The sequence below is a fragment of the Rhizobium sp. 01L410 genome, from assembly GCF_056400165.1.
In genome coordinates this window covers 399,678-418,658 of record NZ_JBFTST010000002.1, presented here as the reverse complement: position 1 = coordinate 418,658, position 18,981 = coordinate 399,678, and the positions used below count along the sequence as shown (strand labels likewise).

Annotated in this window: 22 protein-coding genes; 13 read left to right on the top strand and 9 right to left on the bottom strand. The window is 62.0% G+C overall.

Annotation, left to right across the window (positions count from 1 at the left end):
- Genes AC1DV9_RS06570 through AC1DV9_RS06545 form a run of 6 tightly spaced genes read right to left on the bottom strand, consistent with a single transcriptional unit; the run spans position 1 to position 5,376 of the window.
- Positions 1-1,635 (bottom strand): NTP transferase domain-containing protein, encoded by a 1,635-nt coding sequence (locus AC1DV9_RS06570; protein WP_477946804.1) that lies wholly within the window; start codon positions 1,633-1,635, stop codon positions 1-3.
- Positions 1,632-2,339 carry an XdhC family protein gene (locus tag AC1DV9_RS06565; RefSeq protein WP_477946802.1) on the bottom strand — a complete coding sequence of 236 codons (708 nt, stop codon included), beginning with the start codon at positions 2,337-2,339 and terminating at the stop codon, positions 1,632-1,634. The genes AC1DV9_RS06570 and AC1DV9_RS06565 overlap by 4 nt, the downstream gene beginning before the upstream one ends.
- A complete protein-coding gene (locus AC1DV9_RS06560) occupies positions 2,339-2,668 on the bottom strand; it encodes an XdhC family protein (protein WP_477946801.1) in 330 nt (109 codons plus the stop codon). The genes AC1DV9_RS06565 and AC1DV9_RS06560 overlap by 1 nt, the downstream gene beginning before the upstream one ends.
- Positions 2,665-3,927 carry a vWA domain-containing protein gene (locus AC1DV9_RS06555; protein WP_477946799.1) on the bottom strand — a complete coding sequence of 421 codons (1,263 nt, stop codon included), beginning with the start codon at positions 3,925-3,927 and terminating at the stop codon, positions 2,665-2,667. The genes AC1DV9_RS06560 and AC1DV9_RS06555 overlap by 4 nt, the downstream gene beginning before the upstream one ends.
- A gap of 3 nt (positions 3,928-3,930) precedes the next feature.
- Positions 3,931-4,860 (bottom strand): AAA family ATPase, encoded by a 930-nt coding sequence (locus AC1DV9_RS06550; RefSeq protein ID WP_477946797.1) that lies wholly within the window; start codon positions 4,858-4,860, stop codon positions 3,931-3,933.
- 21 nt (positions 4,861-4,881) lie between these two features.
- Positions 4,882-5,376 (bottom strand): flavin reductase, encoded by a 495-nt coding sequence (locus AC1DV9_RS06545; protein WP_112516167.1) that lies wholly within the window; start codon positions 5,374-5,376, stop codon positions 4,882-4,884.
- Positions 5,377-5,548: 172 nt separating this feature from the next.
- Between AC1DV9_RS06545 and AC1DV9_RS06540 the strand changes: the two genes are divergently transcribed.
- The 4 genes from AC1DV9_RS06540 (at position 5,549) to purB (ending at position 9,272) form a co-directional block, all read left to right on the top strand.
- Positions 5,549-6,625, top strand: a complete 1,077-nt coding sequence (locus tag AC1DV9_RS06540) for an ABC transporter substrate-binding protein (RefSeq protein WP_477946796.1) — start codon at positions 5,549-5,551, stop codon at positions 6,623-6,625.
- An 88-nt stretch (positions 6,626-6,713) separates the two neighbouring features.
- Positions 6,714-7,391, top strand: a complete 678-nt coding sequence (gene rpe, locus AC1DV9_RS06535) for a ribulose-phosphate 3-epimerase (protein WP_112387271.1) — start codon at positions 6,714-6,716, stop codon at positions 7,389-7,391.
- 28 nt (positions 7,392-7,419) lie between these two features.
- Positions 7,420-7,905: a hypothetical protein gene (locus AC1DV9_RS06530; RefSeq protein WP_477943035.1), complete on the top strand. Its 486-nt coding sequence runs from the start codon at positions 7,420-7,422 to the stop codon at positions 7,903-7,905.
- Between the two features lie 65 nt (positions 7,906-7,970).
- The gene (purB, locus tag AC1DV9_RS06525) at positions 7,971-9,272 is read left to right on the top strand and encodes an adenylosuccinate lyase (RefSeq protein ID WP_477946794.1); all 1,302 of its coding nucleotides are present in this window, start codon (positions 7,971-7,973) and stop codon (positions 9,270-9,272) included.
- A 29-nt stretch (positions 9,273-9,301) separates the two neighbouring features.
- Here purB and AC1DV9_RS06520 read toward each other — a convergent pair whose 3' ends face one another.
- A complete protein-coding gene (locus AC1DV9_RS06520) occupies positions 9,302-9,859 on the bottom strand; it encodes a low affinity iron permease family protein (RefSeq protein ID WP_477946793.1) in 558 nt (185 codons plus the stop codon).
- Positions 9,860-9,937: 78 nt separating this feature from the next.
- The gene (locus tag AC1DV9_RS06515) at positions 9,938-10,735 is read right to left on the bottom strand and encodes a DUF2189 domain-containing protein (RefSeq protein ID WP_477946791.1); all 798 of its coding nucleotides are present in this window, start codon (positions 10,733-10,735) and stop codon (positions 9,938-9,940) included.
- 165 nt (positions 10,736-10,900) lie between these two features.
- Between AC1DV9_RS06515 and AC1DV9_RS06510 the strand changes: the two genes are divergently transcribed.
- The 7 genes from AC1DV9_RS06510 to AC1DV9_RS06480 all read left to right on the top strand — a co-directional run bounded on the left by AC1DV9_RS06510 (position 10,901) and on the right by AC1DV9_RS06480 (position 16,478).
- On the top strand, positions 10,901-11,455 hold the full coding sequence (locus tag AC1DV9_RS06510; protein WP_112516303.1) for an RBBP9/YdeN family alpha/beta hydrolase: 555 nt from the start codon (positions 10,901-10,903) through the stop codon (positions 11,453-11,455).
- Between the two features lie 122 nt (positions 11,456-11,577).
- Positions 11,578-13,833 (top strand): sensor domain-containing protein, encoded by a 2,256-nt coding sequence (locus AC1DV9_RS06505; protein ID WP_477946957.1) that lies wholly within the window; start codon positions 11,578-11,580, stop codon positions 13,831-13,833.
- A 228-nt stretch (positions 13,834-14,061) separates the two neighbouring features.
- Complete coding sequence (purC, locus tag AC1DV9_RS06500; protein WP_112387266.1) at positions 14,062-14,826, top strand: phosphoribosylaminoimidazolesuccinocarboxamide synthase; 765 nt, start codon at positions 14,062-14,064, stop codon at positions 14,824-14,826.
- A gap of 18 nt (positions 14,827-14,844) precedes the next feature.
- Positions 14,845-15,087: a phosphoribosylformylglycinamidine synthase subunit PurS gene (gene purS / locus AC1DV9_RS06495; protein WP_477946790.1), complete on the top strand. Its 243-nt coding sequence runs from the start codon at positions 14,845-14,847 to the stop codon at positions 15,085-15,087.
- A 19-nt stretch (positions 15,088-15,106) separates the two neighbouring features.
- The gene (locus AC1DV9_RS06490; RefSeq protein ID WP_112516161.1) at positions 15,107-15,364 is read left to right on the top strand and encodes a hypothetical protein; all 258 of its coding nucleotides are present in this window, start codon (positions 15,107-15,109) and stop codon (positions 15,362-15,364) included.
- On the top strand, positions 15,361-16,032 hold the full coding sequence (purQ, locus tag AC1DV9_RS06485) for a phosphoribosylformylglycinamidine synthase subunit PurQ (protein WP_477946788.1): 672 nt from the start codon (positions 15,361-15,363) through the stop codon (positions 16,030-16,032). Before AC1DV9_RS06490 ends, purQ begins: the two co-directional genes overlap by 4 nt.
- A 47-nt stretch (positions 16,033-16,079) precedes the next feature.
- On the top strand, positions 16,080-16,478 hold the full coding sequence (locus AC1DV9_RS06480) for a hypothetical protein (protein ID WP_477946787.1): 399 nt from the start codon (positions 16,080-16,082) through the stop codon (positions 16,476-16,478).
- Here AC1DV9_RS06480 and AC1DV9_RS06475 read toward each other — a convergent pair whose 3' ends face one another.
- Positions 16,479-16,733, bottom strand: coding sequence for a DUF1127 domain-containing protein (locus AC1DV9_RS06475; RefSeq protein ID WP_477946785.1), 255 nt, complete (start codon positions 16,731-16,733; stop codon positions 16,479-16,481).
- A gap of 81 nt (positions 16,734-16,814) precedes the next feature.
- On the opposite strand from AC1DV9_RS06475, the gene AC1DV9_RS06470 reads away from it, so the two are divergent.
- Positions 16,815-18,233 carry an aminotransferase-like domain-containing protein gene (locus AC1DV9_RS06470; RefSeq protein WP_477946783.1) on the top strand — a complete coding sequence of 473 codons (1,419 nt, stop codon included), beginning with the start codon at positions 16,815-16,817 and terminating at the stop codon, positions 18,231-18,233.
- 131 nt (positions 18,234-18,364) lie between these two features.
- Positions 18,365-18,940, top strand: a complete 576-nt coding sequence (locus AC1DV9_RS06465) for an acyloxyacyl hydrolase (RefSeq protein WP_477946782.1) — start codon at positions 18,365-18,367, stop codon at positions 18,938-18,940.
- The last annotated feature ends 41 nt before the right edge of the window (positions 18,941-18,981 follow it).

Below are 18,981 nucleotides of genomic sequence, written 5' to 3'. Positions count from 1 at the left end.
CTACCCACTCAAAATGCCACCGGCCGCCACAACAGCCTCCGGCGTATCCACGTCCAGATGCGCCGCATCGCCGATATCGACATCTATCACAGGCAATCCGGATGTCTCGATGATATGCCGCGCCCCGACATCGCCTTCAAGCCGCATCACGGCATCGCCGAGCGAGCGCGGAAGAATGACCGGGTTGCCACGCTTGCCGCAGGACACCGCGCGAACGATCGCCCGTCCGGACGCCGTGCGGAAGGCGGAAATCAGGGCGTCGAGATCGGCAGCCGTCACGCCCGGCATATCCGCGAGCATGACAAGCACGCCATCCGCGTCGCGTGCCGGCGAAGCCGAAAATCCTGATATCAGCGAGCTTGCCATGCCGGACGCATAATCGGTGTTCCCGATGAACGCCAAACCCAATCCGGCGAGTACAGCCTCGATCTCGCTCCCCCGGTGACCAGTCACGACGATGACGGATGCCGCATCGGCAGCGAGCGCGGTTTCGGCGGTACGGCGCACCAGCGGCTTGCCGTCGAACTCCGCCAGCAGCTTGTGGGCACCACCCTCACCCATACGGCTGGCTTTGCCCGCCGCCAGGATGACCGCGGCAACCGTCACCGGCCAGTGACGATCCTCGGCACTGTCCCGCGGCCGCGGCCGTGTCTCGATTTCCATCAGCAACCCTCCGACACCCATGCCCGTCAGATCATGGGCATCGGGTTTCTCTCCAGCCAGGATGCGATCCAGCACCCAGTCGAAACCGTTCTCCTTCGGACTGCGGGCACAGCCCGGCGCACCGACGACATAGGTCTCCCCGATCCGCCCAAGTACCATCAGATTGCCGGGGTCCACGGGCATGCCGACGCTCAGGATCTCTCCGCCGGCCTGCCGGATCGCCGCCGGGATCACATCATCCTCGTCGATGACGGCCGAGGCCCCAAAGACGATCACCAGCTTCGGAAAGCGATCGGCAGCCACCATTGCCTCACTGATGGCGGCAGCGACTGCGTCACGCCGGTGAGCCACACGCTGCTCGCGTGCCAACCGATTGCCGGAGGCTGCCAGCCGCCGCTCCAGAATGCGCGCCGTCTTGTCCATGACCACCGGTTTTAGCGACGGCAGTTCGGTGGCGACAAGCGATACCGCATATTCGGCAAAAGGCTTGACCTCGAAGGCCATCGCAGCCCGCAAAGCATCGCAGGCAGCCTCGACCTTGCTTCCTGACACCGCAAGCGGAATGATCTTGAAAGTCGCCACCATGTCGCCCGTCCGCACGCGCGCATGATCAGCAAGACAGGCAAGCGTGATTGCCGGATCGATGCGATTGACGCGGTCGACGATGGCGCGGTCCGCGACAAACAGCCCATCTGCCGCCGCATAGACATTCACCCGCCCTGTGGCGGCTTCCGAAAAGCGCAAATGATCCGGAGCAATTGCCGCAGCGAGCTGCCGCGCTGCTTCGTCTTCGCTCAGATCCCCGTCCTCGATGCGCGCTGCGGTGATATTGACAATACCGGCCCGCTGGAGCGTTTCGATATCCTCCGGCAAAACGCGGTGGCCTTTGTGCAAGGTCCGGCCGGGCAGTTTCACCGCATGCGCCAGCATCAGTCCTTCCGCAACGGTGACCGGAAACTCGCCAAATTTCATCCCATGTCACCCTTCGGAGATAGGAGATTGCGCGAGCGCAGCGCCTCAATGATCTGCGCCAAGATGGCGACGGCGATCTCTGCCGGACTGGCTGCACCGATATTGAGCCCGATCGGCCCGTTGATGCGCGCCAGCGCCTCATCCGGGAAACCGTCGGCCCTCAACCGCTCGAGACGCGAAGCATGGGTCTTCCGGCTTCCCAGCGCGCCGACATAGAAACAGCCGCGGCGCAGAGCCTCGGCAATCGGAAAATCGTCGATCTTCGGATCGTGCGTCACCGCGACCAGCGCCGTATAGGCATCGAGCGGCTTGTGCTTCAGGACATCGACCGGCCAATCGGCCGTCAAGTCGATCCCCGCAAAACGCTCCGGCGTCGCGAAAGCCGTCCGTGGATCAATGATCCTGACGTCGAAGCCTGCCAGCGCTGCCATTTGCGCCAGCACCTGGCTGATATGGACCGCGCCGATGATGACGATATCAGGTGGCGGCAGATGGACGTTGAGGAAATAGCGCCCGCCATCGGCCTCCACAATGCTCGAGCGCCCCGAGCGAAAGGCCGCCGCTGTGGCCTCGCCAAGCGCGCCGGAGAGCCGATCACCTTCTGAAATGACGCTCGCCGGGCCACCACCGAGATCGGTGACCAGTGCGGCCGCGATCCGTGCCTGCCTCAAGGCATTCAGCCGCTCAAGCGCCGCCAGCTCCATCAGCCGAGCCTTTCGACATAGACGCGGATCCGTCCGCCGCAGGAAAGCCCGACACGCCAGGCCGTCTCGTCGGCAACGCCGAATTCCAGCATCTTCGCTTCGCCGCTGCCGATAACATCGAGCGCTTCGGTGATGACGGCACCTTCGACGCAGCCGCCGGAAACGGAGCCTTCGAAATTGCCGTCGGCATCGATCACCAGATGGCTGCCCGCAGGCCGCGGCGCCGAACCCCAAGTTTCGATGACCGTGGCGATCGCCACATCGCGGCCACTCTTCCTCCAGGCTTCCGCCGTCATCAGCGGATCGAGACCAACTGACGTCTCGCTCATGCAGAGCCTCTCATTCTCTCCAGATAGCGCCGCGGCTGGTAGGCCTCGGCTCGGCCGGACTCGAGCGCCGCAGCAAGATCACTCAGGGATGATAGATTGTGGACCGGCCGGAATTCGTCAACATGCGGCAGCATGGCGCGAACGCCGCGCGCCCGCGGCTCGAAGCCGTCGAAGCGCAACAGCGGATTGAGCCAGATCAGCCGCCGGCAGGAGCGGTGCAGCCGGTCCATCTCGGCCGAAAGCTGCTCGACGCCCTCGCGCTCCAGTCCGTCGGTAATCAGCAGCACCACGGCGCCCTGCCCCAGCACGCGCCGGCCCCAGAGGCGGTTGAACTCGTGCAGCGTCTCGCCGATCCGCGTTCCGCCCGACCAGTCGTTGACCGCGGCCGCGCATTCGTCCAGTGCCTGATCCGGATCCTTGTTGCGCATCTGCCGCGTCACGTTGGTCAGCCGCGTCCCGAACAGAAAGGTACTGACGCGGCGCCGCCGCTCGGTCAGCACATGCAGGAAGTGCAGGAAGATCCGTGTATATTGGCTCATCGAGCCGGAAATATCGGCGAGCACCACCAAGGGCGGCTGGATCTCCTTGCGCTCGCGGTAGCGCGGCAGGATCAGCGATCCTCCGGTGCGAAGGGCGGCGCGCATCGTTGCACGGGGATCGACCGTCGCGTGGCGATGCGATGGCTTGAATCTCCGGGTGGTGACACGGTCGAGCGGCAGCTGCAGGCGTGCCAGCTCCTTCTTGGCGAGTGCCATTTCCGCCGCCGACATCTGCGCAAAATCCATGCGCCGGATGATCTCGTTGCCCGACATCGTGAAGCGCGCATCGATCTCGATATCGGGCTCTTCGCGCGGCGGCTTGTCGGCGCGCCGGTCACCGAGCAGCGCATCGCTTGCCCGGGTCTCTCCCGGTCTCTGCTTTTCCTTCTCCCGCGTATCCGGCGCCCGTGGCGACATCATCGCGATCATCTTCTCGACGAGATTGCGCGATCGCCAGAAAAGCCGGAAGGCTTCGTCGAAGACAGCCGCATCCTCATGCCGTTTGACGAAGACGGCCGAGAGCGCCGCATGGAACTCGTCGCGCGATCCCATGCCGATCGCTTCCACCGCCTCGATGGCGTCAGCGATCGCCGCTGGGCCAACTTTCAGTCCCGCCTTGCGCAGCGTCCGGCCGAAGAAAACGATATTGTCGGCAAACCGGCCGTCACCCAGCGGAAGCGGCGGAACGACGATACCATCCTCTGCCTTCTCGCCCTGCATCGCCTATCCCGCAACCCGCAAAACGTCCTGGACATCCTTCAGCACCCGTGCGCCCTCGCCGCCCTGAATGCGGGCGATATCGTCCTGATATTTCAGCAGCGTGCCGATCGTGTCGGAAATCGTTTCCGGGTCGAGCGCCAGCCGGTCGAGCTCCGTCAGCGCCGTCGCCCAATCGATCGTCTCGGCAATGCCTGGGTTCTTGAAGAGATCGAGTGTCCGTAGCTGCTGCACATAGGCAACGATCTGGCGCGACAGCGTCTCGTTGCAGTGAGGCACTTTCCGGCGGATGATCTCAAGCTCCTGCTGCGCCTCGGGATAATCGACCCAGTGGTAGAGGCAGCGCCGCTTCAGGGCATCGTGCACCTCACGCGTGCGGTTTGTGGTGATGATGACGATGGGTGGTTCGTCTGCCCTGATCGTCCCGAGCTCGGGAATAGTCACCTGAAAATCGGACAGGACCTCCAGCAGGAAGGCCTCGAAGGCCTCGTCGGTACGGTCGAGCTCGTCGATCAAGAAAACCGGCGCACGCCCGTCTGTGGAGGAAAGCGCCTGCAGCACCGGGCGGCGGATCAGGTAGCGCTCGGAAAAGATATCGGATTCAATCCGCGCACGGTCGGTCAGGCCAGAGGCTTCCGACAGCCGGATCTCCAGCATCTGTGCCGGGTAGTTCCACTCGTAGACGGCAGAGGCGACATCCAGCCCCTCGTAGCACTGCAGCCGGATCAGCGGCCGCCCGAGCGCCCTGGACAGAACCTTGGCGATCTCCGTCTTGCCGACGCCCGCCTCGCCCTCGAGAAACAAGGGCCGCTTCATCTTCAATGCCAGGAAAAGCACGGTGCCGAGCGCCCGGCCCGCAAGATAATCCTGCCCGCCGAGCAGCGCGATCGTTTCATCGATCGACTGCGGCAGAAGCGGCGCGCTCTGATCAGCCATGTCTCCTCCCTTTTGGAGAAGTTATAGCGTGTGATAGTCGCGGTTCATATAGAGGAGAGCCGGTTTTGTTTCGTCGAAACGCACGCCGACCACCTCGCCGAAGATGACGTGATGCGTTGACATCTCCTTGATTTCCATGACCCGGCAATCGAAGGAGGCGAGTGAATCCGAAAGCACCGGCGCCCCGGTTACCAGCTTCTCGAACTTGCCCGTCGAGAACCTGTCCTCGTTGTCGAGCTTCATGCGTCCGGAAAAGGCGTCCGCCAGCCCCTGATGATGGGCGCCCAGCGTGTTCAGCGCAAAGATGCCGCTGCGGAAGAAGATCTCGTTCTTCGGGTTGCTGTTGTTGAGGCAGACGAGCACGCAGGCCGGACTGTCGGAGACGGAGCATGCGGCAGTGATCGTCACGCCGCGCTTCTGATCGCCGAGCGCCGTCGTCACCAGCTGGACATGCCCGCCAAAGCGGCTCATGGCATCGCGATACAGCGCTGGATCGATCGGTTGCCTGCTCAACACAGAAGGTCTCCTGCGGCCTCGCCGCTTGTTGTTATGTCACTAATATGGCCGCCATCGGTTACATTTTCTACAATGAACGCGACGAAATGCTGCCTATTACGCTGTTTTTCTTTGACGATTAGTATTCGCCGGATAAAAGGGCATGGACAAAGGTCAGGAGCCGGCGACTTTTATGAATATTCTGCGTGGCATAGCTGCTGTTTCGATACTGCTGATGGCGGCGCCGGCAGGCCATGCAGCTGGCATCACCATCGGCGTCGTTGCCCCCCAGGGCGGCAATCTCCAGCAGCTCGGAACCCAGATCTTCGCCGGTGCGAATTTTCAGGTCACCAAGGATGGCAACACCTTCGTCGCGGTCAACGAACCCTGCGAGGACAACAGCGGCGGCACGATTGCCGACGCGCTGATCGCCGCCAAGGTCCAGGTCGCCATCGGCTTTCTCTGCAGCGAGACGCTGGAAGGCGCCCTGCCGAAGCTGAAGGATGCCAATATCCCCGCAATCACCGTGTCCGTCCGTTCCCGTATCCTGATGGAAGATTCACTGAAGAACGGCTGGCCGCTCTTCCGTCTTGGCCCGCCTGATGGGGCTGAAGCCGCTCGCATCATCGAGGTTATCCTGCGCGACTGGGCGGCCGCGCCGATCGCACTCATCGAGGACGGCACGATCCACGGCCGCGAACTGACCGAAGCCGTCAGGAACGCTCTTGAGCAGAACGGCCTGAAGGCGGCCTTCACCGACACCTACCGGCCGGGCCAGGAACAGCAGATCGCGCTTGTTCGCCGGCTGAAACGCGCCGGCGCCGCCAAAGTCTTCATCGGCGGCGACCGCTCGGACGTGGCGATCATCGCCCGCGATGCGGCAGCCGAAAAAATCCCGCTCGATATCCTCGGCGGCGACGCGATGCGGGCCGCCAATCAACCGCTGGCGCTGGCGGACGGCGTGCACGCTATCGCGATCCCCGAATATGCAAGCCAGCCGGATGGCAAGGCTGCCGCCCAGGCGACGCGCGAACAGGGCATCGAACCGGAAGGCTATGTGCTTCCCGCAGCCGCAGCCGCCGCGATTGCACAGCAGGCGGTCTCCGCGGCAAACGGCAAGCCGCTCCCCGATGTGCTGACCGGCACGCGCTTTGAGACGCCGATAGGTCCTGTCACATTCGGAGCCAATCACGAACTGACGGACAACCCTTACCGCCTGCAGGAATGGCGCAACGGCGCCTTCACGATCCTCGGCGCGGCCTCGGAGTGATGCTGCAGATCGGGCACCTCGATCAGTTGCCCGCCGCGTCCTACGCTGCTAAATCCGCGTCGAGCATCTTAACGAGAGAGAGTTCCCCATGACGCTGCCGATCCGCATCGCCCCCTCCGTCCTCGCCGCCGACTTCGCCAAGCTCGGACAGGAAATCCGAGACGTGACCGCAGCCGGCGCCGATTGGATCCATCTCGACGTCATGGACGGCCACTTCGTTCCGAACATTTCCTTCGGCCCCGATGTCATCAAGTCGGTGCGCTCCTATACCGACGCCACCTTCGACTGCCATCTGATGATCGCGCCGGTCGACGCTTATCTCGAAGCCTTTGCCAAGGCCGGTTGCGACCGCATCACTGTTCATGCCGAATCCGGCCCGCATCTGCACCGCTCGCTGCAGACCGTCCGCAATCTCGGCAAGAAGGTCGGCGTGACGCTCAATCCGGCAACACCGCTCTCCGTCATCGAAAACGTCATCGACGATATCGACTTGATCCTCATCATGTCCGTGAACCCCGGTTTCGGCGGCCAGAAATTCATTCCGGCGATGGCCGCAAAGATCGCCGCCGCCAAGTCCCTGATCGGTGACAGGCCGATCGAGCTGCAGGTCGATGGCGGCGTGACGCTGGAAACAGCACCCATTGTCGGCAAGGCTGGCGCCAATGTGCTCGTCGCCGGTTCGGCGATCTTCAAGGCGGGATCGCCCGAAGCCTATCGCAGCGAGATCGCCGCATTGCGGGCAGCAGCCGAAGCCGGCCGCGTATGACGGCACTCTCCGCGATCGCCCGCTGACCATGGAACGCCTGCGCGCCGCAAAGCCACCGCTGCTGGATGTCCTTGCGGGCGCCCTGCTCTGGGGCCTGATGATGACGGCCTCGGCGACCGCGGCGCTTTATCTGCGCAACCGCTTCGAAACCAGCCATCTTGCCGAACTCGCGCTGCTCTATTTCTTCGGCGGCCTGTTCGCCTGGCCCTTCATGCTGCCGCTCGCTCGCTTCTTCGCTTTCCGGCGCCCGATCGAGACACGCTTCGCCGCTTTCTTCGCCTGCCTGACGATTGGCACGATCCTGATGACGGCGTTTCTGTTTTCGATGGATTACCGCGTCTTCTATTCGCGATGGCATGCGCCCTTCGGCAGCGTCATCTGGATTTTCGAGTTCATCTTCACCGGCGCCAATGCCGTCTACCAGTTCTCGGTACTCGGCGTCCGGCTGTTCCTGCCCTTCGGCCTGATCTGCCTGCTCGCCACCAGTTTCGCGCTGGCGAAACGCATGCGTTGAGATTGCCGCCCGTCTTTGCTACAGGGGCGCCAGCAAGTTTTGTCTACCAACGAAAGCAGTGAGCCATGATCCCGCGTTACTCCCGCCCAGAGATGGTCGCCATCTGGTCGCCCGAAACCAAGTTCCGCATCTGGTTCGAGATCGAAGCCTTCGCCTGCGATGCGCTCGCCGAACTCGGCGTCATCCCCAAGGACGCGGCAAAGACCATCTGGGAAAAGGGCAACGCGGCCGTGTTCGACGTCGCGCGCATCGACGAGATTGAAGCCGTCACCAAGCACGACGTCATCGCCTTCCTGACCCATCTGGCCGAATTCGTCGGTCCCGACAGCCGTTTCGTGCATCAGGGCATGACCTCTTCGGATGTGCTGGACACCACTTTCAACGTCCAGCTCGTCCGCGCCGCCGACATCCTGCTTGCCGGTGTCGATCGCGTGCTCGCCGCCCTGAAGACCCGCGCCTTCGAGCACAAGGACACCGTCCGCATCGGCCGCAGCCACGGCATCCATGCCGAGCCGACGACGATGGGCCTGACGCTTGCCCGCTTCTACGCCGAAATGGACCGCAACCGCGCCCGCCTCGTCGCTGCCCGCGCCGAAATCGCCACTGGCGCGATCTCGGGTGCCGTCGGCACCTTCGCCAATATCGACCCGCGCGTCGAAGAGCATGTCTGCGCCAAGCTCGGCCTGACGCCGGAGCCGGTCTCGACCCAGGTCATCCCGCGCGATCGCCACGCGATGTTCTTCGCCACGCTCGGCGTCATCGCTTCGTCGATCGAAAACATCGCCACCGAATTCCGCCACATGCAGCGCACCGAAGTTCTGGAAGCCGAAGAGTTCTTCTCGCCGGGCCAGAAAGGCTCGTCGGCCATGCCGCACAAGCGTAACCCGGTCCTGACCGAAAACCTGACAGGCCTCTCACGCCTCGTGCGGATGTCGGTCGTTCCGGCGATGGAAAACGTTGCCCTCTGGCATGAGCGCGATATCAGCCACTCGAGCGTCGAACGCGCCATCGGCCCGGATACGACGATCACCCTGGACTTTGCCCTCAACCGCCTTGCCGGCGTCGTCGAGAAACTGGTGATCTATCCTGAGAATATGGAAAAGAACCTCAACAAGTTCCGGGGACTTGTTCACTCGCAGCGCGTTCTGCTTGCCCTTACGCAAGCTGGCGTCTCCCGCGAGGACGCTTACCGCCTGGTACAGCGCAACGCCATGAAGGTCTGGGAACAGGGCAAGGACTTCCTCGAAGAGCTGCTCGCCGACCAGGAGGTGCGCGCCGCGCTCTCCGAAGAGCAGATCCGCGAGAAGTTCGACCTTGGCTATCACACCAAGCATGTCGACACGATCTTCAAGCGCGTCTTCGGCTGATACCGTCCATCGGCATCGCAAACGGCGCCTCAGGGCGCCGTTTTTGTTTTCTGCTTGCGGCTTTTCGCATCCGTCGGCTTGCGCCCGGCCGCCTTTGCAGACGCTGATCTCTTGACGGCAACACTGGCCTTCTTTGCAACAGTAGCGGCCTGCTGCCGTTTCGGGCCCTTGCCGCTCCTGTCTTCATCGGCAAGCTTAACGTCCCCACCATCCTCCTGCGCGTCGCGCCGGCCCTTGGCGGCCTTGGCGACCAGCCGGTCGAGATGCTTCAGATCGTCCTCGTCGAGGTTCTCGATCCCGATGAAGCGGTTCTCGGCATGGCTGGTCAGGATGATCTCGTCGAGCTTCGCCTGGATCGCCCGCGTATCGCGCGTCTGGGCGTTCTGCAGCACGAAAACCATCAGGAAGGTGACGATGGTGGTGCCGGTGTTGATCACCAGCTGCCAGGTCTCCGAATAATCGAAAACCGGGCCAAGCCCGGCCCAGACAAGAACGGAGATGACGGCAAGAACGAAGGTGACGGGCGCGCCCGCCAACTCGGAGATCTTCGTCGCGAAATGCGCAAAGAGTTTTTTGGCACCTTCCATGCGCTGCCTCCCTCAAAGATATCGCAAGACAACTCGGAGGAAGGCCGCAAAGTTCCGGTGGCGCCCGAACCGGCCAGATCAGGCCGGCGCAACGAGCTTTCTATAGAGATGCCAGCTCGCATGTCCGAGGATCGGCATCACGAGCGCCAGTCCGGCAAACAGCGGAATGCTGCCGATGACGAGCAGCACCGCAATGATGAGCCCCCAGAAGAACACCGGCACCGGATTGGCCGCCGTTGCCCGGATCGAGGCACCCATGGCAGCCACCAGACCGACATCGCGGTCGAGCAGCATAGGGAACGTCACGACCGTCGTCGCCAGCACGACGATGGCAAAGACGAGCCCGAGCACGTTGCCCCAGAGCATCAGCTGCATACCATCGGGCGTTCCGAAGATCTGCGCCGAGAATGTCTCGACCGAGCGCGGGAAGACGTCGCCGAAAAGATTGCTGTAGAGCGTCTGTGCTGCAACCAGCCAGACGACGAAGAAGGCGAAGAGCAGCAGCCCGCCCGCAATGATCGAGGGCAGCGCCGGAGAATGACGGACGTCGAGCGCATGGGTCCAGGACGTATCGAGCCCGGTTTCGCGGCGGCGGCTGATCTCATAAAGACCGATCGCCGCGATCGGGCCGATCAGCGCGAAGCCTGAAATCAGGGGGAAGATCATCGGCAGCAAATTGGCGCTCGATGTTGCGACGGCCAGGAACACACCGGCGACCGGATACATCAGGCACAGAAAGACATAGTGAGACGGCTTTTCGCGAAAATCGTCCAGTCCGCGCTTCAGCGCGTCGAAGACGTCTGCAATGCTGATCTTGTTTATGGCGGGATGCGCATAGGCTTCGCCTGCTCCCGTCATGACATGGAATGCCGTCATGGCTTTCTCCTCCGTGAGCCGTACACCGGCGGCGGAAAAAGCATCGGCTTTGAGGCGGCCGACACGAAATCCGCAACCGGCAATCGCCAAACGATAACAAATTTTGCCGCCTTTGTCCCGTCTTCCCTTGACAGACGGGTCAAGCTTTCTCACATCGGCGGCATCATGAAGGTTTCAGACGCAGATATTCTCATCATTCCCGGTTACACCAATTCCGGCCCCGATCACTGGCAGAGCCGCTGGGAAGCCAAGCTCAGCACGGCGCGCCGTGTCGAACAGGCGGAATGGTCGAAGCCAGTTCGCGACGATTGGGCTGCCCGGATCGCCGAGGAGGTCAACGCCTCCACGCGCCCGGTGGTGCTCGTCGCCCACTCGCTCGGCATCCCCTCGGTGATCCATGCGATCCCGCAGTTCAAGAACAAGGTGGCTGGCGCGTTTCTGGTCGCTCCCCCGGATGTCGCCAATCCGGATATCCGCCCGAAGCACCTGATGACATTCGGCCCCTATCCGCGCGATCCGCTGCCGTTCCCGACACTCACCGTCGCCAGCCGCAACGATCCGTTCGGTACCTACGAGCATGCCGACGATATCGCCGCCAGCTGGGGTTCGATGCTGATCGATGCTGGCGAGTCTGGACATATCAACGCCGAGTCCGGTCACGGTCCGTGGCCGGAGGGCACGATGGTCTTTGCGCAGTTTCTGTCGAAACTGAAGCCCTGACCACGCGGCACCCCTGAGTTTTAATAGATATTTCAGTGAACGCTACGATAATGCGCCGAGGCGAATGAATCGAGTGCGCGCATTTGAAGCGATCCAGACAAGACCATCCGGCAACCGTAGAGCTGAAGCCCGCCAAGCCGGCGGACAAGCGGCAGCTCGAAGTGCGCGATACGCCGGATCTGGCCGAACGCGAAAGCCGGTGGAACTACGCCCTGATCGGCTCCGGCCTCGGCGTCTGGGATCATAACCATCGCAGCGGCACCAAATACTATTCCGAGACCTGGAAAGAAATCCGCGGCATGGGCCCGGATGAAGAAGCTAACGGCGACTACGAAGAGTGGCTGGCCCTCCTCCATCCTGATGACCGCGACTTCGTGATCAAGGCGATCGAGCGGCAGATCGCCGGCGACCCGGAATACCAGGTGTTCGAGTATCGCGAGCGGCACAAGGACGGACATTGGGTCTGGATTGAATGCCGCGGTGCCTGCGTCGAGTGGGATGAGGACGGCAATCCTGCCCGCATCGTCGGCACCGACACCGACATTACCGCCCGCAAGCGCGCCGAGGAGATGCTGGAGCATCTCTCCCGCCGCCTCGATCTGGCGCTCGACATCACCCGCATCGGCGTCTTCGAAGCTGATCTAGAGGCTGGCACCGTCGAATGGGACGACCGGCTTCTCACCATGTACGGCCTCGAAGGCACGGCTCGCATCCAGCCGGGCGAGGCCTGGGAACAGATGCTGCATCCCGATGACCGAACCGCGGCGCTCGCCAAGCTGGACGAGAGCCTCGACAAGGACCAGGGCCTGCTGCACGAGTTCCGCATCATCCGGACCGACGGCCTCGAGCGCGTTATTCGCGCCCGGTCCGCCTTCTTCGTCGATGCCGAAGGCAAGCGCAAGCTGATCGGCGCCAATTGGGATGTCACGGAAGAGGTCAAGCTTCGCAACGACCTGCAGAATGCCAAGAACCTCGCCGAGGCGCGCAACCAGGAACTTGAAGCCGCCAAGGAGAGCATCGAGCATCTCGCTCTCCACGACTATCTGACCGGCCTGCCGAACCGTCGCTACCTCGACCGCACGCTTGAAGAACGCGCCGAAGAATGCCGTAAGGGCGGGCTGACGCTTGCCGTACTGCATATCGATCTCGACCGCTTCAAGCAGATTAACGACACGCTCGGCCATCGCGCCGGCGACGCGATGCTGAAACATGCCGCCAAGGTGCTGAAGGACTGCGTCCGCTCGACGGATTTCGTTGCCCGCATCGGCGGCGACGAGTTCGTCGTCCTCTGCGCCGTCGAAAGCGGCACCAAGAAGCTGTCGAACATGGCGGCCCGCATCATCCGCGAACTCTCCAAGCCGATCCGCTACGAAGGCCATGAATGCCGCTTCGGCGCCAGCATCGGCATAGCCGCCGACAGCGGCGCCGATCTGGACGCCAAGCAGCTTCTGCTAAACGCCGATATCGCCCTCTACCGCGCCAAGGGTGCGGGCCGGAACCGCCACGAATTCTTCTCCAAGGACGCGCGCCGCAGCATCATTGCCGCCAAACGCCTGGCCGACGAAATCCTGCAGGGCCTTGAGCGCCACGAATTCGTACCCGTCTACCAGCTGCAGTTCCATGCCCGCACGCTCGAAGTCGCTGGCGTCGAGACCTTAGCGCGGTGGCAGCATCCCGAACACGGACTGATGGCGCCTGACCGCTTCCTGAAGATCGCTGAGGATCTCGACGTCGTCTCTACGATCGACGGGCTCATTCTCGAACATGCCCTCGCCGACCGCGCCGTTTGGGCAAAGGACGGATTCCTTGCGCCGAAAATCTCGGTCAACGTCTCGTCCAGCCGCCTCAACGATCCGGCGCTTGGTAAGAAGCTGCGCGCCCTCAAGGTTGCTCCGGGCACGCTTTCTTTCGAGCTGCTGGAATCGATCTCGCTCGATGACTGCGACGACGCCGTGATCGCCAACCTCCGGCATTTCCGCAGGCTCGGCATCGATATCGAGATCGACGATTTCGGAACCGGTCACGCCTCGATCGTCAGCCTTCTGAAGCTCAGCCCGCGGACGCTGAAAATCGACCGCGAGCTGATCCGCATGTTGCCGCAATCGGCGGAACAGCGAAAACTCGTGCGCTCGATCATCGATATCGGCCGCTCGCTGAACATCCTGGTGACGGCCGAAGGCGTCGAGACCATGGATCACGTCCGCATTCTCGCCGATCTCGGCTGTGACGTGCTGCAGGGCTACGCGCTTGCCCGGCCAATGCCCGCAGCGCAAATTCCGGCCTATGTCCAGGCGGCAAGCTGGCGCCATCAGGAAGGCGGAGCGCGGGCGCTGCAAAGCGGCCTCAGCCGCGAGATCAAGCGCAACGCCACCAAATAAGCCTGCATAACCGGCGCGTCCCACGGCTTTGATTTCCAACAGTCATCAAAACTCTGTAGGCTGATATCCGCAATATCTTCGATTCTCTCAGACCGCATCCCTATATCTTGGGAATCCGGGGAAGGAGTTACTGGCGCATTGTGAAAGTGACTCTTTTCCTTTATGGGGACGCCACGAGATCGATCCACTGCGCTATCCCAAGAGCGCCAAGACAGAGAAAAGCTTAAAATGAACCGTCGCCGCCGTATCTACGAGGGCAAGGCCAAGATTCTATATGAGGGACCGGAACCGGGTACGTTGATCCAGTTCTTCAAGGATGACGCCACCGCCTTCAACAAGAAGAAACACGAAGTTATCGACGGCAAGGGCGTTCTCAACAACCGCATTTGCGAGTTCATATTCAACCATCTGAACAAGATTGGCATCCCGACGCATTTCATCCGTCGCCTCAACATGCGCGAGCAGTTGATCCGCGAAGTTGAGATGATTCCGCTCGAGATCGTCGTGCGCAACGTTGCAGCCGGTTCGCTGGCCAAGCGCCTCGGCATCGAGGAGGGCGTCGTCCTTCCACGCTCGATCATCGAATTCTATTACAAGTCCGATGCGCTCGATGACCCGATGGTTTCGGAAGAGCACATCACCGCGTTCGGCTGGGCCAACCCCGCTGAACTCGACGACATCATGGCGCTTGCCATCCGCGTCAACGACTTCATGACCGGCCTCTTCCTTGGCGTCGGCATCCAGCTCGTCGATTTCAAGATCGAGTGCGGCCGCCTCTTCGAAGGCGACATGATGCGCATCATCCTGGCCGACGAAATCTCGCCGGATAGCTGCCGTCTGTGGGATATCGAAACGCAGGAAAAGATGGACAAGGACCGCTTCCGCCGCGATATGGGCGGCTTGCTGGAAGCCTATTCCGAAGTCGCGCGGCGCCTCGGCATCATCAATGAAAACGAGCCCGTGCGCGGCACCGGGCCCGTATTGGTCAAGTAAGTCAGGGAAGACAGGCAAGTGATCAAAGCTCGTGTAACCGTCACGCTCAAGAATGGCGTTCTCGACCCGCAGGGCAAGGCAATCGAAGGCGCTCTCGGCGGCCTTGGATTCGCTGGTATCGGCAATGTCCGCCAGGGCAAGGTGTTCGACCTGCAGCTCGAAGGTGCGGACAGGGCCAAGGCCGAATCCGACCTGAAAGCGATGTGCGAAAAACTCCTCGCCAACACCGTTATCGAGAATTATACTATTTCTCTCGACTGAAGGTTGCGGAGAATGCGCGATGGCTGAGCTGACGCAAGAATTGCTGTTTGAAGTCTTGAGAAAGATTCAAGCAGAGATCGCCACCTTCAAGGAAGGGCAGCGCGATGTGCGTCAGGAAATCATCGGCCTCCGAAATTACATGCATGTGATGCAAGGCGACATCAACAATATGCGCGGGACGATGGGGCAGGTTCTCGATCGTCTCGATCGCATTGAAAATCGCCTAGAACTTCGAGAACTCGCAGAAGCACAAGCAAGGTTTGAACCGCACCCATGAAGTCCGCCGTCGTTCAGCTCCCTGGTCTCAATCGCGATCGTGACATGATCGCAGCGCTCACCAAGATCTCCGGTCACACCCCGGTAACGGTGTGGCAGACGGAAACGCAGGTTCCGGATGTCGATCTGATCGTCATCCCGGGCGGCTTCTCCTACGGCGATTACCTGCGCTGCGGCGCCATTGCTGCCCGCATGCCGGTCATGCAGGCGATCATCGAGAAGGCCAAGCAGGGCACCAAGGTTCTGGGCGTCTGCAACGGCTTCCAGATCCTCGTCGAGGCAGGCCTCCTGCCCGGCGCGCTGATGCGCAACGCCTCGCTGAAATTCGTCTGCCGCGAAGTCAAGCTTGAGGTCGTCAACGCCGATACCGACTTCAGCCGCGCCTATGCCAAGGGCCAGATCATCCGCTCGCCCGTTGCCCATCACGACGGCAACTATTTCGCCGACGCCGAGACGCTGGCGAAGATCGAAGGCAACGGCCAGGTGGTCTTCCGCTACGCCGAGGGAACGAACCCGAACGGCTCGATCAACGATATCGCTGGCGTGGTGAACGAGAGCGGCAATGTTCTCGGCATGATGCCGCATCCGGAAAACCTGATCGAAGCAGCCCATGGCGGCTCCGACGGCCGCGGTCTCTTCGCTTCGGCGCTCGACGTAATCGCCGCTTAACCTTCGCCGGATATCAGGTGGATCTAAACCACCATGGGAGACCACCGATGCGCATTGCGACCACCTTCACGGCTGCCGCCGCTCTTGCTGTCATCGGAATGCTGGCTGCGTCCTGCCAGTCCAAGGCGCCTCCCGTCAGCGCAAACCGCGACGCGCTCTCCACCATGGAACGCGTCGCTGTCGGTGCCAATAATTGCTGGTTCAAGTCGGGCGAGGCATCCTTCGCCACCTACCGCCTGGCACCGGAACTCAATTCCTTTTCCGGCCGCCCGCGCATCCTCGTCGTACACAAGAACAGCCCGGCTGGGTTGCCGCATCTGGTAGTGCAGGCGGAAGGCAATCCCGCGAAGCTCCAGGCCTTCGGCCCGATGATGTCGCAGCCGGTCTCTGCCCGCATTGCCGCCGACGTCAATCGCTGGTCATCGGGCAGCAAAGCCTGCAGCTGATCAGTCCCAGAAGGTCGATTTTCCGACTTCGCGCGCAGCATCAGATTGCGATAGACCGATATCCTTGAGCTGATCCGCCGTGAGTTCGCGCAGGGCACGTCTTCCCTCGCGCTTCTCGTGCCAGACGAGAAATCCATTCCACATGCGCTGGAGCCAAGATTGACCAGTCGTCTCGACCCGGGGAACGATCACGTGCGGACCATCGACCGACACAATCGATACATTACCACCCTTGATCTGCTGTACTATCGACATCGCCGTTCTCCTGTCATCTTGCTTGGCGGTAATGTCTCATAAAGTTGACAGATCAACGGTGACAATCTATTCATTGTCACCATGACAAATTGGCTCCCTGATCTCTCGCGCGGCTCCGGTCCGGTCTATATGCGGCTGGCTGATAGCATCGAATCCGCCATTGCCAGCGGCGCCCTGCCCGCCGGCGGCAAGCTTCCGCCACAGAGAAACCTCGCCTACGATATCGGGGTGACAATCGGCACGATCGGCCGGGCCTACGCCTTGGTGCATGAACGCGGACTGGTTGCCGGGGAAGTGGGACGCGGGACCTACGTTCTCGATCGCACGCAGGTGGCACCCAACGAACAGGCCGATCCGCTGACGCTATCGCTTGGCGGTACGCGTGCCATCGATGCGCCGCCAAACAAGATCCGCTTCGACACGACAGCGGCGCCGGACCTTGGCCAAGGCAAGATCGTTGGCGGCATTCTCGGTGAGATCGGCGAACAGCACATGGCCGAGGTCTCGTCCTACTCGCGGCATTTCCCAACCAACTGGTTCACTGCCGGACGCCTATGGCTTGCGCGCAACGGCTGGACGCCCGATGCCGAAAACATCGTGCCGACGCTTGGCGTCCATGCTGCCGCGATCGCGGTGATCTCGGCCATGTCTGCGCCCGGTGACAAGATCGTTTTCGAAAACCTGAGCTACACGCAGGTCAGCCGCAGCGCCCGCATTCTCGGCCGCCGCACCATCATCGTCGATTCCGACGAGCACGGAGTCATCCCCGAAGATTTCGAGCGCGTCTGCCATCAGCAGCACCCAAAGATCGCCTTCCTGATGCCAACAGCCCACAATCCGACGCTGGCAACCATGCCGGCGGAGCGCCGCGTGGCCATCGCCGACATTGCCCGCCGCCACGGTGTCTGGCTGATCGAGGACGATCTCTATGGTGGCATGACCGGAGACGATGCACCGCTGCTGGCCTCACTGGCGCCCGAGCGTACCTTCCTCGTCAACGGCCTGTCGAAATCGGTCGCAGCCGGGGTTCGCGGCGGCTGGGTCGCCTGCCCGCCGCATTTCGCCCAGCGCATCAAGGTCACCCACAAGATGATAACCGGCGGCCTGCCCTTCATTCTGGCAGAGACCGCGGCCCGTCTTGTAGAGAGTGGCGAAGCGGAGCGCATTCGCGCCGCCTGCGTCAAGGAGCTGGCATCGCGCCAGGCCGTGGTCAGAGAACACCTCGGCGGTTTCGACTTCGTGTCGCATCCGCATGTGCCTTTCCTCTGGCTGAAGCTTCCGGAACCCTGGCTCTCGGGCACATTCAAGAATGCCGCCTATCAGGAGGGCGTGCTTGTTGACGACGAGGACGAGTTCAAGGCGGCCCGCTCGGAGCGCGTGTTCCACCGTGTCCGCGTTGCCTTCTCATCGCCGGGCGGCAGCGCCGAGCTTGCCAAGGGAATGATGATCCTCCGCCGCCTGCTGGAAAGCGGCGTCTCGTCCTATGACAGCGAAGTGTGACCTGTTGCATTTTCGCGCCATCGCAGTTCCGAACCCTGTCATATTTTAGGGGCCTCTTTACCGGCGTCTCACGCTGAGTTCCAATCGAATAACAGCCGCGGCTGTGATTCGATGGGCGCGAGGAAAAGCCTATGGACGCTTGTATCCGTGAAGTGGCGTTGCGTTTCCTGTCAGCATCTGCAGCCGCCGTTCTCATTGCCGGATCAGCGAGCCTCCCTGCCCATGCGCAGGATCAGATATTCGACGAACTGCGCTTCGGCGCCTCGGCCTCCATCCAGGGCGGCAGCGAACATGAGGACGGCGTCTTCCCTGAATTGACGCTGTTCTTCGATCCGTTCGGCCACGACGAGGCCACCGGCCTGCAGAAACTGGCCCGCCCGCGCATCCATTTGGGAACGTCGATCGGCACATCCGGATCGGCAACACAGGTCTTCACCGGCTTTTCCTGGACCGCCGACTTTTCGGAAAAGGTCTTCGCCGAAGCGGGTTTCGGCGGCGTCATCCACACGGGTGAACTGGATGAGAACGACGACGGCCCGGCGCTTGGCTGCCGTGTGCTGTTTCACGAATATATCGGCGCCGGCTACCGTTTCGACAATCACTGGAATGTCATGGCCCAGGTCGCCCACTCCTCGCATGCCAATCTCTGCGATGGCCCGAACAACGGCATGACCCGTGCCGGCCTTCAACTTGGCTACAAATTCTAGGCACTTGCCGCTTCGAAAGGCGCTCCGTCCCGTCTTTGTTG

What these genes read in the sequence shown, in the direction of transcription:
- AC1DV9_RS06520 (WP_477946793.1), bottom strand. Translation starts at nt 9,859, where the DNA reads ATGGAAGGTGCCAAAAAACTCTTTGCGCATTTCGCGACGAAGATCTCC.
- AC1DV9_RS06530 (WP_477943035.1), top strand. Translation starts at nt 7,420, where the DNA reads ATGGAACGCCTGCGCGCCGCAAAGCCACCGCTGCTGGATGTCCTTGCG.
- AC1DV9_RS06475 (WP_477946785.1), bottom strand. Translation starts at nt 16,733, where the DNA reads ATGTCGATAGTACAGCAGATCAAGGGTGGTAATGTATCGATTGTGTCG.
- purB (WP_477946794.1), top strand. Translation starts at nt 7,971, where the DNA reads ATGATCCCGCGTTACTCCCGCCCAGAGATGGTCGCCATCTGGTCGCCC.
- AC1DV9_RS06550 (WP_477946797.1), bottom strand. Translation starts at nt 4,860, where the DNA reads ATGGCTGATCAGAGCGCGCCGCTTCTGCCGCAGTCGATCGATGAAACG.
- AC1DV9_RS06480 (WP_477946787.1), top strand. Translation starts at nt 16,080, where the DNA reads ATGCGCATTGCGACCACCTTCACGGCTGCCGCCGCTCTTGCTGTCATC.
- AC1DV9_RS06560 (WP_477946801.1), bottom strand. Translation starts at nt 2,668, where the DNA reads ATGAGCGAGACGTCAGTTGGTCTCGATCCGCTGATGACGGCGGAAGCC.
- AC1DV9_RS06510 (WP_112516303.1), top strand. Translation starts at nt 10,901, where the DNA reads ATGAAGGTTTCAGACGCAGATATTCTCATCATTCCCGGTTACACCAAT.
- AC1DV9_RS06570 (WP_477946804.1), bottom strand. Translation starts at nt 1,635, where the DNA reads ATGAAATTTGGCGAGTTTCCGGTCACCGTTGCGGAAGGACTGATGCTG.
- AC1DV9_RS06555 (WP_477946799.1), bottom strand. Translation starts at nt 3,927, where the DNA reads ATGCAGGGCGAGAAGGCAGAGGATGGTATCGTCGTTCCGCCGCTTCCG.
- purC (WP_112387266.1), top strand. Translation starts at nt 14,062, where the DNA reads ATGAACCGTCGCCGCCGTATCTACGAGGGCAAGGCCAAGATTCTATAT.
- AC1DV9_RS06540 (WP_477946796.1), top strand. Translation starts at nt 5,549, where the DNA reads ATGAATATTCTGCGTGGCATAGCTGCTGTTTCGATACTGCTGATGGCG.
- AC1DV9_RS06465 (WP_477946782.1), top strand. Translation starts at nt 18,365, where the DNA reads ATGGACGCTTGTATCCGTGAAGTGGCGTTGCGTTTCCTGTCAGCATCT.
- AC1DV9_RS06490 (WP_112516161.1), top strand. Translation starts at nt 15,107, where the DNA reads ATGGCTGAGCTGACGCAAGAATTGCTGTTTGAAGTCTTGAGAAAGATT.
- AC1DV9_RS06470 (WP_477946783.1), top strand. Translation starts at nt 16,815, where the DNA reads ATGACAAATTGGCTCCCTGATCTCTCGCGCGGCTCCGGTCCGGTCTAT.
- purQ (WP_477946788.1), top strand. Translation starts at nt 15,361, where the DNA reads ATGAAGTCCGCCGTCGTTCAGCTCCCTGGTCTCAATCGCGATCGTGAC.
- AC1DV9_RS06565 (WP_477946802.1), bottom strand. Translation starts at nt 2,339, where the DNA reads ATGGAGCTGGCGGCGCTTGAGCGGCTGAATGCCTTGAGGCAGGCACGG.
- AC1DV9_RS06515 (WP_477946791.1), bottom strand. Translation starts at nt 10,735, where the DNA reads ATGACGGCATTCCATGTCATGACGGGAGCAGGCGAAGCCTATGCGCAT.
- rpe (WP_112387271.1), top strand. Translation starts at nt 6,714, where the DNA reads ATGACGCTGCCGATCCGCATCGCCCCCTCCGTCCTCGCCGCCGACTTC.